At 38.2% G+C, this 12722-nt stretch carries 8 protein-coding genes; 1 reads left to right on the top strand and 7 read right to left on the bottom strand.

Annotation, left to right across the window (positions count from 1 at the left end):
- Nucleotides 1–12: 12 nt before the first annotated feature.
- From U8521_RS11925 to ftcD, 5 genes are read right to left on the bottom strand one after another with little or no spacing between them, the layout of a single operon-like run.
- On the bottom strand, nucleotides 13–1386 hold the full coding sequence (locus U8521_RS11925; RefSeq protein WP_334333484.1) for an APC family permease: 1374 nt from the start codon (nucleotides 1384–1386) through the stop codon (nucleotides 13–15).
- Between the two features lie 27 nt (nucleotides 1387–1413).
- Entirely contained in the window at nucleotides 1414–1983 is a 570-nt protein-coding gene (locus U8521_RS11920) for a HutD family protein (protein ID WP_334352848.1), read from the bottom strand.
- Nucleotides 1984–2020: 37 nt separating this feature from the next.
- Nucleotides 2021–3691, bottom strand: a complete 1671-nt coding sequence (locus tag U8521_RS11915; protein ID WP_334352847.1) for a formate--tetrahydrofolate ligase — start codon at nucleotides 3689–3691, stop codon at nucleotides 2021–2023.
- A gap of 13 nt (nucleotides 3692–3704) precedes the next feature.
- Entirely contained in the window at nucleotides 3705–4331 is a 627-nt protein-coding gene (locus U8521_RS11910) for a cyclodeaminase/cyclohydrolase family protein (RefSeq protein ID WP_334352846.1), read from the bottom strand.
- Nucleotides 4332–4341: 10 nt separating this feature from the next.
- Nucleotides 4342–5241: a glutamate formimidoyltransferase gene (gene ftcD, locus U8521_RS11905; protein WP_135374061.1), complete on the bottom strand. Its 900-nt coding sequence runs from the start codon at nucleotides 5239–5241 to the stop codon at nucleotides 4342–4344.
- A 638-nt stretch (nucleotides 5242–5879) separates the two neighbouring features.
- Between ftcD and glmL the strand changes: the two genes are divergently transcribed.
- Nucleotides 5880–7259: a methylaspartate mutase accessory protein GlmL gene (glmL, locus tag U8521_RS11900; RefSeq protein ID WP_334352845.1), complete on the top strand. Its 1380-nt coding sequence runs from the start codon at nucleotides 5880–5882 to the stop codon at nucleotides 7257–7259.
- Nucleotides 7260–7884: 625 nt separating this feature from the next.
- On the opposite strand, the gene U8521_RS11895 is transcribed toward glmL, so the two are convergent.
- Both U8521_RS11895 and hutI read right to left on the bottom strand, forming a co-directional pair.
- A complete protein-coding gene (locus U8521_RS11895) occupies nucleotides 7885–10968 on the bottom strand; it encodes an AfsR/SARP family transcriptional regulator (protein ID WP_334352844.1) in 3084 nt (1027 codons plus the stop codon).
- 443 nt (nucleotides 10969–11411) lie between these two features.
- Nucleotides 11412–12677 carry an imidazolonepropionase gene (hutI, locus tag U8521_RS11890; RefSeq protein WP_334352843.1) on the bottom strand — a complete coding sequence of 422 codons (1266 nt, stop codon included), beginning with the start codon at nucleotides 12675–12677 and terminating at the stop codon, nucleotides 11412–11414.
- Between the last annotated feature and the right edge of the window lie 45 nt (nucleotides 12678–12722).

Here is a 12722-nt window from a genome sequence, read left to right as displayed (position 1 = left end):
ATTTTTTATAAATTAATCTTCTGAAACAGAAGTTCTTGAACGATTCATTAAGAAATACAATCCACTAGCAACAATGACACCAATCACGCCGGCAATAAGGTTGATTGGATTTGCTGCGGCGACCATCCAAATACTTACGATAACTGAAATTATTGGAATAACTGGTCCCAGTGGTAATTTGAAAGCCGGTACGTTTTCCATTTTCTTTCTGCGCAAAACGATTACAGCAATAGCTGTTGGAATGTATTGGAAGAATCTGAAAACAACACTTAATTCAGCTAATTGTTCAAATGAACCACTTAATAGAAAGGCAATTGTAACTAAACCTGAGAAAATAATCGCTACGATTGGAGCACCTTTCTTGTTCTTCTTACCAATAGCTTTTGGCAACAAGCCCTCATCAGAAATGGAAGCTCCGTATCTTGGAATCATCATTGAATCACCCATGTTAAGACCGGCGATGGAAATTAAAGCACCGATGGAGATAATCCATTTACCAGCTGGTCCAATCATGTCAACAAAAGCATCTTGAACTGGCGCATTACTCTGTAAAATTCCTGTACCAAGCATGGCAATTGTCCCGGCGATAATCATGAAGTATAAGAATGAAACGATACTGATTGAACCCATAATAGCCTTAGGAACGTTTTTCTTAGGATTTCTCATTTCACCAGCGACGATTGGCAAAGCTTCAAATCCAATAAAAGCATAGAAAACAGTTAGTGAAGTTGAAGCCATCGCTTTAGATAGTGACATACCAGGGCTCAACTGGAGGAATGGTGTAAAGTTTCCACCGTTGATTCCGTGTTTGATGAAGAAAATCCCAAAGAGTGTAAAGGCAACGATTGGGATCAATTTGGCAATCGTAATTGTAATTGTGAAGATTTTTGAAGTCTTAATACCAGTACTGTTAATAATTGATAAAAGTAAAACCAAGGTAATACTGATCAGCGTGTTCTTCCCTTCGAGTGATGGGAATGTTTGGATTAATAATTTGGCAAAACCGGCTGCCATCGCTGCCCAGGCAACGATTGTTACAAACCAACCGAGTATTCCGACGTTGAACCCGACGAAATCACCAAAAGCGGTCTTGGAATATTGGAAAGCTCCTCCGTTTTTGGAGAAGTAACCTGAAACTTCCGCGAAACAGACGGCTAACATCAAAACTAATAACACATCAACGATCATTGCAAGTAATGAAGCTGGTCCCAGATCCTTATAAATATCACGGGGCAACAGGAAAATTCCTGAACCGATTACGGCGTTGATTCCGTATAGCGTGGCTCCACTGAGACTAAACTTGTCTTTTTCTAGCTCTGTTCCTACTTTATCTAACTCAGATGCACTAGCATCTGTGGTCCCGAGAACTTTTTCTTCAGCGTCCATTTATACGCACCTCTTTTTTTTAAGAACTCAAGTAACAGTCTTATCATTTTTGTCAATTAAAACTAACAGTGCCAATACTTCCGTGGTGTCTGTTTCATTTTTTGAAATAGTTAGCTTTGCTTTCTGTTTGACTGAATTAACTATTAAGGTTTCATTTTCATGAAGTTCTTTTTGAAGAGATTCAACTGGATCACGATATTCAAATGTGCAGTCAGTTAAGAAATAACAAACGATATCTATTCCTTTATCTAACTCAAATGACTGTTGATGGCGAATCGGGATTATTTCCCCATGGAAATTGCGACGGTAGATCAGATTAAAATCAATACACTTTCCATAGCTTTTTGTTTCGGTACCGCCATCAAAAGCATGTTGTTGATAAGGTACTAGACTAACTCGTTTTTGTTCATGTTCTAAAGCTAACTCCCCTTTTAACGGCAGAATAATCCGTTTATATCCTGGCAAGGAAGTAAAGGTGGTCGAATCTTGTTCGACTGTGGCACTGGAAATCCGGTAATCGAAATCATTAATTAAATACTTGCTGGTCTGTGGACGTAAGTACAATTCTTTAGTTTTACCTCCACTCCAGTCCGACACAAGATAATCATTTTCTGTTAATGTAATTAAATTAACGCTAGAAGAGACCTGTGATATTTCCTTCTTCATCAACGTCGATTCTTTCTGCAGCTGGTGATTTTGGTAATCCTGGCATTGTCATAACAGCACCTGTTAAGGCCACGATAAAGCCAGCACCGGCTGAAACTTTCAATTCATTGATGGTTACAGTGAAGTCTTTTGGAGCGCCAAGCAATTTTGCATTATCAGAGAATGAGTATTGTGTCTTTGCCATACAAATTGGGTAATCTGAAAATCCTAAATCGGCTAATTGTTTTATTTGTTTCTTAGCTTTTGGTGAGAATTCGACGCCAGATCCTCCATAAACCTTTTGAACGATCTTATTCAATTTTTCTTCGATTGAATCTTCTAGGTCGTAAACAAATTGGAAATTATTGTCTTGTTCAGCTAAATCAACGACCATATCTGCTAATTCCAGACCACCGTCGCCGCCTTTAGCCCAAACATCACAGAGTGACACACCAACGCCAAGTTTCTCACAGGCTGCTTTAACTGCATTGATTTCTGCATCAGTATCAGTTGGGAACTTGTTGATAGCTACTACTGCTGGCAAGCCGTAAACATTTTGGATATTATCAAGATGTTTTTCTAAGTTTGGCAAGCCTTTAATAACTGCCTCAACATTTTCTGGTCCTAAATCTTTCTTGTTAACGCCACCGTGCATCTTCAAAGCGCGAACAGTGGCAACTAAAACGACTGCACTAGGACGAAGGCCTGATTTACGGCATTTGATGTCAATGAATTTTTCAGCTCCTAAATCAGCTCCGAATCCAGCTTCAGTAACGGCATAGTCGGCATGTGTCAAAGCTAATTTAGTAGCGAGTACACTGTTGCAACCGTGGGCAATATTAGCGAAAGGTCCACCATGAATGAAAGCTGGTGTGTGTGCTAATGTTTGGACGATATTTGGTTGGATAGCATTTTTGAGTAAAGCTGTCATTGCGCCTTCAGCCTTCAAATCTCCAGCAGTAACAGGTTCATTGTCAACGTTGTAAGCAACGATAATTTTACGTAATTTATCTTTTAGTTCAGTAATATTGTTAGCGAGACATAAAATAGCCATAACTTCTGAAGCAACCGTAATGTCGTAACCATCTTCACGAGGAACTCCGTTGACACGACCTTGCAAACCGTTAACAATATGGCGCAGTTGACGATCATTCATATCAACAACTCGTTTCCAAGTGATGCGGCGAGTATCGATTCTCAAAGCGTTGCCTTGATGAATGTGATTGTCTAGTAAAGCGGCCAAAAGGTTATTTGCGGCACCAATAGCGTGGAAATCACCCGTGAAATGTAGGTTAATATCTTCCATTGGTACTACTTGAGCATGTCCACCACCGGCAGCTCCACCTTTGATACCGAAGACTGGTCCAAGGGATGGTTCACGAACAGCGATTGCTGCTTTCTTACCTTTTTTAGTAAGGGCATCGACTAAACCAACAGAAACAGTCGTCTTACCTTCACCAGCTGGTGTTGGTGTGATAGCTGTAACTAAAATCAATTTACCTTTCTTAGCATTCTCAAGTTTTTCATTGTCAATCTTGATCTTGGCTTTGTAATCCCCATACAATGAAAGATCCTTGCGTTCGATACCAATCTTGTTAGCAACTTTTTCGATTGGTTCCATTTCTACTTGATTTGCAATTTCAATATCTGATAATGCCATAGTGTCTCCTCCTCTAGATTGTTTTGACTACTTCGTTGTAGATATCATCAGCTAATTGACAACCTACTTCTAATAAGTCAGTTCCCTTTTTACGATATTCACTCACAAAAACTAAATCTTTAATACTTCCCAAATTGATCAAGACGTTCAGCCATGACCCTTGCAAAGCTGATTTTAGATTTAAGGCCGCAACTCCTAAGTCACTAGCGGCGTTAGTATTTGATTTACCAACGATTTTCTTCGTAACTGTTAAAGCCCGGACACAAGTTTCCATCATTTCGTATGGTGAAACAGCTGCTCCTTGCAATGCTTCTTGTAGGGCTCGCGTTCTAGCTGTTTTTTCTTCTGGTGTTGATTTTGGCATTGAAAAGACAGCTGATACTTTATTAAAAGCTTCTGTATCTTTATCAATTGCCATAAGTAATTCTTTTTGTAAAACTTGGGCTTGTTCTTGGGTTTCTTGAGCTAATTCTTCATGTTCAGCGTATTTTTTCTTGCCGATAGTTAGTTCAGTTACCATCTTGGTCAAAGAAATTCCCATTGCACCGGCTAAAGCAGAAGCTGACCCGCCACCTGGTGCTGGTTCATCTGAACCTAAAACACTCATAAATTCTGATACTTTCATGTCTGTCAGTTTCATATCTTTCTCCTTAACCTAATAAGTGATTTTCGAGAACTTGTTTTTGATAATCGAAGTCTTCGATTTGTAAGTAATATTCAGCACAGTCAACTAAAGCCTTAGCTGGTGTTAAACCGATAACTTCACTACCAATAATGTTTACGCCGTATCTCTTAGCTTCAAATTTAATAGTTTCAAAAGTTCGATATAATGGTGTTCCTTCGTAATTGACCATATTCATGGAAACTTGAGCGATGTTACGATCTTCTAACATGACACCGATAGCTTTGCAATACTTGTACCCGCCACTTGAACCACGGAGAACTTTAGCAATTTTCTTAGCAATTGAAAGATCACTTGTATCTAAGTTAACGTTAAAAGCAACTAATGGCATACGTGCGCCGACTGCTGTTACCCCGGCTGTTGGGTGAATCTTTCTTTCGCCGTAGTCTGGAGCCCAATCTTTTTCTTGAAGTTTTTCAGGCATTCCTTCGAATTGACCTTTTCTAACTTTTGCTAAATTTTTTCTCATTGGATTGCTTGCTGATTCTTCATACAAGAAGATTGGAATATTTAGTTCATCGTTGATTCTCTTAGCAACTTTCTTGGAGATCTCAACACATTCTTCAACTGTTACATCTTTGATTGGTACAAATGGCACAACGTCAGTCGCACCCATTCTTGGATGTTCACCATGATGTTTAGTCATGTCGATGTGCTCACTAGCATATTTAACTAATTGGAAAGCAACTTCTTGAATCCCATCTTCGTCACCAACTAAAGTGAACACACTACGGTTGTGAGATTTGTCCGATGAGTAATCAAATAAGTTAACGCCTGGTACGCTTTTAGCTACTTTTACTAAACCGTCGATTGTTTCTTGGTTTTGTCCTTCACTAAAATTTGGAATACATTCGATCAATTTTGCCATTTCAAACACCTCGTATTTTTCTTGTTTAATTAAAAAATCACTGGTGAAAAAATATAGCTCCAGAATCAATTAAATGGATTCTAACCTAAGGAGATACCCGGTGAATTCAAATTCACAGCGGCAGCAGCAAGTATCTGGTTAGCGCTTTCATTTTTTCGTAATCAGCATATCATCAGGCCAAATCCCCGTCAACTCCTTGTGCGACAAGGAAAAGAGCTATTCTAATAATTGAATTTGCAAAACGTCAAAATGAAAAATTGTGAATTGAATTGCTGAAATTTTGGCTTTGAAAATTTTTTGACACTAATTTGACTATAAATAATATAATGAAATTATCTTTGAGAATTATTTCACAACAGTCTTGCCATAAATCTTTATTTGATAAGGTTTTTTATTTCAAAAACCGATAAAGTCATTTTTTTCAATATATTCGGCTACTATCGTGTCTTCTGATATAAAAATGGAATAATTCGTCAAAAATGAATATTTTTATTAATCAAGTTTCGATTTCTCAAAAAAATCCATTTTACTTAAATTTGACGGTAAATAGATTTCTTTATTAGAAATAAACGTCGAAAAATTAATTTTTCTAATTTTTGTTTTGCTTCTTTTGAATAATTTCTTGGGGGGAATTAAAAATGTCAAAAATCGCTTTAATGATTGATTTTGGTAGTACTTATTCCAAATTCACAGCTGTGGATGTCAATGCGGTAAAAATTCTTGGTCAAGTAACTTTGCCTACTAACAGCCAAGAAAATCTAATGAAGTGTTATTCAGCAGGAAAAGAAAAAATTCTCCAAATGATTGACGTTGATCAACCAATTGAAGAATATTTTTGCTCGAGTGCTTGGGGTGGATTTAGAATGATTGCTATTGGTTTGACAGAAACTTTGACTGCTGAAGCGGCTAAACGGGCTGCTTTAGGTGCTGGAACAAGGATTTTGAAGACTTTCAGTTATCGATTAAAACCAGAACAAGTTGAAGAAATCAACAGTGCTGATCCCGATGTTATCTTATTGACTGGTGGAACCGACGGCGGCAATCACGATATCATCTGTGACAATGCGCAAATCCTTAACGACCAATTGCATCATGGCGTTATCCTTTATGCGGGTAATCGGGATGCGGTCGATAAAATGAAACAAATTTTCACAAACCGAAACATCACCGTCTACTACACCGAAAACGTTATGCCTTCGGTCAATGTCTTGAATGCCGTGCCAGTGAGGACAATTGCACAAGAAATATTCATGAAGAAAATAATCCAAACTAAAGGAATCAGCGACGTTGCTAAAAACAGTTCACTACCCGTTATCCCTACGCCAACGGCAGTTTTAAAAGCAGCTGAACTTTTAGCTGATGGTTTCGAAGAACAAACTGGCGTTGGTCCTTTGGTGATTCTTGATATTGGTGGCGCCACAACAGACGTCCACTCTGTTGGCAACGGCTTACCTACGACTGACGATACGTTCTTTGAAGGTTTGGAAGAACCTTATTTAAAACGGACTGTTGAAGGTGATTTAGGGATGCGTTCCTCTGCACAAAGCTTGGTCAAAAGTAAGGGCCTAGAAAAATTTAAAGAACAATTGGGCCCAGATTGGACAGACGAAAAAATCGAACAAGCTTGTCAGATTCGTATTAACAACGCCGACTACATTGCCAAAACACCAAGTGAAAAGTATTTCGACAACAATTTGGCTTCAGTAGCCTGTGATTTTGCGACGAATCGACACGCCGGCAGAATGAGAAAGCAACACAGTTTAAATCGGATTATCTACTATCAAACAGGTAAAGACTTACGCAAGTTCAAGACTATCATCGGAACCGGCGGCGTAATCGTCCACAACGACACTCCACAAAGAATCCTTCAAGAAGCGTTCCAAACCGACACCAAGGTCTTAAAACCAGTCGATCCTACCTGTTTAGTCGACAAACATTACATAATTTCAACACTGGGAATCCTAGCTCAAAAGTATCCTAAACAAGCACTCCAATTGTTAAAAGAGAATTTGATATAAATAACCAAACTTCTATTGTTTGGTAGTGCTTGGATGCCGTCTTCCGTGACAACTCTGGGAAACGCTAGAACGCTAAGTAGAATATCACGGCTGAGCATTTCCCAGAGTTGTCACTCCAGACTAGATTTCAAATCTGTGCAGTTATTACCGTGAACTTTGAACGGGCAAACATTTTCTATTTGGAGTAACTATTAAACTATTTTATAGCCAAGGTACATTGTTATATTTAACTAATTTAATTTTATACAAAAAATAACAAATAACGGAGAATCTTGTCAGAACTGCAGTAATGGCAAGACCCTTCGTTATTTTGTTTTATTACTTTATATTTTGAATAGGATAAAAATGATATCCATAGAAATTCTAAATTTTATTAAAAAAAGAATCGGTATTTCTAAATGAATAGAAAGCATATAAATCATAGAAACGTTATTCAGTCTGGAGCACAATCTCTGTGATGGCTCAGCTGCCAAATTATCCTTAGCGCTTTAGCGCTTAGGATAAGGCCAAGCTTTGAGATTTTTCCGGGCTTGAAAAAGCTCAAAGTTGTGCCGGCAGCGTTCCAGTCCATCACAAAGATTGTGCGGAAGACGGCATCCAGCACACACACCAAAAAGAACCAAATCTATTCAGCAAAAACCTCATCCAAGTGCTTCAATTCAAACACATCTCGATACTTATTGAGATTCTCTTTAGCTTTTTCATAATAAAACTCTTCGCTTTGTGTCAACATACTAGATAAATCAGTGTTTTCGATTCTTTTAATATTCAACAGATGCTTAATAATCGCCCGCAACATGTAAACCATCCCTCGGTCACGTGGATTAGTAATACTTTCTAAACGACTATCTAAAATAACAAAATAATTTAAAACTTTTTCAAGATTACCGTTTCTTAATTCAATCAAAGCTTGATAAACGTTTAACTGGGTTCTCTTCCAAGGTGACGTTAAATTATCATACAGCTTGTTGGCTTTCTTGAAATAGACCATCGCCTCTTCATAATCCCGTTTGGCAAACAGCGACATCCCCATGTCCACATAAAAAATGACTAGACTGTTATTCAGCCCTAACTCTTCACACAACTTTATCGCCTTTTTTTGATAAACAACTGCTTGGGTGTAATTGTCTTTTAGTCGTTCAATTTCAGCTAAGTAATCAAAGGCAGCAGCGATGTTGCTGGAATACTTTTCCCGGCTATCATTCGAAATTGAAAATATCGTGATCGATTCGCGTGACAGTTCTTCAGCATCGTGCAAGTTACCAATCATTAAATTGTATAGGCCCTTCAAACGTAGCAGGATTCCAATTGATTCGTGGTCGTTGTTTTTAATTGAGATATCCATTGCTAAATCGATGTAATGTGCCATGTCGTTGGCTTTGTCGGTTTGGATGAAGTAGTAGATCATCTGACGGTAACCGCGGACGAGGTATTTTTCGTTGTGATAATTTTTGGCTTTGACGATAACGCGTTGAATGTTGTCGATTCCTTTGTCGTAGTCGCCGAGGTTGATCAAATAGCGTCCTTCCAAATATAAATACTTCATCAATAAGTGTTGGTATTCACTCGACCCTTCATACTGCTTAGCTAATTCATCCATTCGTTTGCCGACTTTTTGGAACCGTTCAAATTCATGCTGGATCTCCAAAGGTTGATAGTCAAAACTCGTATCTTGCGTTTCATTATAGATTGGAAAGAGTTCGTGTTGGAACTTTAAAGCTATTTGTAAGTACGACAATTCATATTCGAGTGATTTCAATTCCTGATTAGCCCGTTTGTAGTGATAAGCAATGCGTGACATTAAAATTTCATCATTATCCGCACCACTTTGTTTCTCAAGGAGTTCGGCAATTGATTCGTGAATCACTCGCAATCTCGACGGGGTCTGTTCACGATAAATCATTTCCTGGAGTTTCTTTTGGCCGAACTGGACGTTGACTTCATCACTGATGACGAATTCTTGCAAAATCCCTTGTTTTTCTAAACTATAGATTCCCGCAACTAATTCTTCATTGGTCATATCTAGTAGTTGTTGCAACATATGAATCGGCGCAGCGTTAGGAAAGAAGGTCACTATTTGCAAGATTCGCCGTTCTTGGTCGGTGATATCAATAATTGAAAACTCGAGTTCTTCCCGAATTTTTTTCGGTAAGTAATCCATCTTCAAATTATGCCAAATTTGTTTTACATATTCGGTTAAGAACAGCGGATTACCTTGAGACTCTTGCCAAATTTTTTTAATCAACTCTGGCTCCACTTTCTTGTTCGGAATCTGGCGCTGAATAAATTCAAGGGTTTCTTCTTTGTTGAATGGCTTTAATTCTAATAAAGTTAAATGATTGTAGTGGCTGACAGAATTGATAAAATCGACCACTCGACGGCGATAATTAGTTCTTAACGGAAAAACAAACAGCGCTGATTCATTGTGCAACAAAATACTTGTCATTAATGACAAACTAGCCTCATCCATCCACTGCAAATTTTCCACGTAGATAACAATTTTTTCGGTCTTTAAAGCCTTCAGAGCTTCCAAAATGATTTGTGACAGGCAATTGATATTGTTAGCAGTAATTTCTGGTTGTTGATTCTTCTCATTGGAATACGACGGGAAAAATTTTTGATATAAAATCTGCCAATTCTTCGGTCGAACGATCTCATTTTTAACCAGCAAAGTGTTCAACTGATCCAAAATATCTCGCCACGGGCGCAGCAAAAAGTCCCGTTCAGTTTGAAAACAAGTTGCTTTGATCAAATTAATTTTTCCACCAAGGTTATTCAGTAACAAACGGCATAACGCGGTCTTGCCAACACCCAAATCACCCTTGATGACGACAGATTTGAATGATTTCTCGCTCAAGAAACTCTCAAAATTAGCTTCCAATTCTTCAATTTCTTCGGTCCGACCGAAAAAGCGTAATTCGTTGGCTTTCTGGCGGCGTTCCTTGGCACAATTAACAATTTTGAGTGTCTTCTCATAAATTTCACGCGTCTTTTCACTCGGTTGAATTCCGAGTTCTTCAGTTAAGATACTGGAAAGTTCGTAATAAACTTCGATAACTTTCCCATTACTGTTTTGATCTTGATAAAATTGCATTAATAATTGGTAATTACGTTCGTCGAATTCATCCAAAGATATTAATCGACGAATATTTTTTTCAACATCAATAAAATGTTTAGCTTCAATATCTTTGATAACTTTTTGATAACAAAATTGCATGAATTTTTGCTCATAAAAATTGCTCATTTTAGTCGACCAGAGATCGAAATTTTCTGAATCTTTCAAAAAGAATCCTTTTAAGAATTCATCTTGATATTCGTCGAGGTTATTCTCCGGATCAGACATAAAGGTTGCGACGTCACTTTGAACAACTAAAGCTTCGTTCAGCTGCAAAATTGACTTGTTAGGTGAAACTATATACTCTGCGTCCAAAGCTTTATTAGCTTGGTAAATGGTGTTACGAAGGTTCTTGCGAGCACTTTGTTCGGATTTATTAGGCCATAATAATCCAGCAATTTCATCCCGGCTGATAACGGGATTGACTGCCAAATAATAGAGCAGTGCATTAATTTTAGAAAATGAGAAAAATACTGGTTCGTCTTCAAGATAAATTTGAGGATTACCAAATAATTTAAATTTCAAAATCTTGCGCATCGTTTCATCCCCCTTGGTCGATATCAATCTCATAATTAATTTTACGATATTGACCATACAAAGACTACCACGTTTTGAAATCGGTTACATTATTTGGGGAGGATTATTTCTATTTTTTGGTTAGCGTGAGCTGCTGTCTTCCGTACGAGCCCTGTGATGAGCTGGAACGCTGCCGGCGCTATTCCCTTCTTAGTCCATCATCGAAATCAACGCTATTTTTCATTAGATTTAATCCTTTCAACACTATTTTGAAGTATATTATAATAACATTTTCCTAATCTCACAAAAAACAGCATCTATCTTTTATACGCATTAATTGATTCTTTACGTATACAAAAATAAATGCTGTTTACTTTTGCTTTTTTAAAAATCATAAGAAATCCCTGAATAGAACGGTTATTCCTAAATCATTAGAAAGAAATAAACCATAGAACCACTATTCAGTAGCGTTCCAGTCCATCACAGGGATTGTGCGGAAGACGGCATACTTCCTCCCTCTATTAAACGAGTTGTCTATCTTGAACGACTAATTTTCCATCTTTGTAGACTGATCCTACTAGATTGGTTGCGAAGAAATAGAATGGATAATCGATATTTGGGGCGTCGAAGATGGTGATGTCGGCGTTCTTTCCTTCGTCAAAACTTCCAATTTTATCAGCTTGGCAAACTGAATAAGCGGCATTGATCGTTACGGCGTTGAGAATTTGGATTGGCGTCAATTTCATCATGAAACAGCCTAATTGCATGATGAATTGTAAGTTAGCGGTTGGACAACTGCCGGGATTGCTGTCGGTCGTTAATGTGATGGCCATGCCCTTTTCGATCATCTTTTTGGCTGGAGCGTAGGTGTCTTCCATCAAACTGAAAGTTGTCCCTGGTAGCAAGTTTCCAATCACGTGAGCTTGGCTTAGTTTATCGATGCCTTCGTCGGTGATCATCATCAAGTGTTCGGCACTAGTGGCATTTAGTTCAGCGGCAACATCAACACCGCCGATTGAGTCGATTTCGTCTGCGTGAATTCTCAATTTGAAGCCTAAGTCTTTAGCTGCTTGTAACAAACGCTTTGATTGAGCTGCTGTGAAGACGCCGGTTTCGCAGAAAATGTCGCAGAATTCTGCCAAGTGTTCTGCTTTAACTTTTGGCAACATTTCTTCAATTACTAAATCGATGAATTCGTCACTCTTTCCTTTATATTCTGGTGGAATCGCATGAGCGGCCATGAAGGTGGAAACAAGGTTGATAACGTGATCTTGGTTGAGTTTTTCGACTACTTTCAACTGGCGTTCTTCGGTTTCCCAATTCAAGCCATAGCCACTCTTGGCTTCAACCGTTGTCACCCCATGAATGACCATTTCGTTCAACAAATCGTTGGTCTTGTCGTACAATTCGTCAAAACTTGCTTGGCGAGTCGAATTAACGGTACTCAAAATTCCGCCACCTTGAGCGAGGATATCCAAATATGGTACGCCATTTAATTTTTTGGAGAATTCATTTTCACGACTACCACCATAAACTAGGTGAGTATGACAGTCGATCAATCCTGGAGTAGCCATTTTACCAGTGTAATCAATTATTTCTGTCTTATCGTCGATTAATTCGGCATCGGGTTTTCCAGAAGCGATTTTTAAAATCTTCCCATTTTTAATTGCAATATAGCCATTTTCAATAATGTTAGCTTCACTCATCTGAGAACCTCTCAACTGATGTCCCTTGTCGATTGGTGAAAAAATCTGCTTAAAATTAGTTAGAATTTTATCTGCTTTCATCACAAACACTCCTAATTCTAGTTTTTCTTCATTCTACTGGCTATT

Origin of the sequence: Companilactobacillus miaonis (assembly GCF_036913615.1) — a bacterium.
Lineage (GTDB): Bacteria > Bacillota > Bacilli > Lactobacillales > Lactobacillaceae > Companilactobacillus.
Note: the sequence above shows the minus strand (reverse complement) of the source record. Positions and strands in the feature narration are given on the sequence as shown.

Bases quoted from the DNA above. Each gene is read 5' to 3' on its own strand.
- U8521_RS11925 (WP_334333484.1), bottom strand. From the start codon at position 1,386: ATGGACGCTGAAGAAAAAGTTCTCGGGACCACAGATGCTAGTGCATCT.
- U8521_RS11915 (WP_334352847.1), bottom strand. From the start codon at position 3,691: ATGGCATTATCAGATATTGAAATTGCAAATCAAGTAGAAATGGAACCA.
- U8521_RS11910 (WP_334352846.1), bottom strand. From the start codon at position 4,331: ATGAAACTGACAGACATGAAAGTATCAGAATTTATGAGTGTTTTAGGT.
- ftcD (WP_135374061.1), bottom strand. From the start codon at position 5,241: ATGGCAAAATTGATCGAATGTATTCCAAATTTTAGTGAAGGACAAAAC.
- glmL (WP_334352845.1), top strand. From the start codon at position 5,880: ATGTCAAAAATCGCTTTAATGATTGATTTTGGTAGTACTTATTCCAAA.
- U8521_RS11895 (WP_334352844.1), bottom strand. From the start codon at position 10,968: ATGGTCAATATCGTAAAATTAATTATGAGATTGATATCGACCAAGGGG.
- hutI (WP_334352843.1), bottom strand. From the start codon at position 12,677: ATGAAAGCAGATAAAATTCTAACTAATTTTAAGCAGATTTTTTCACCA.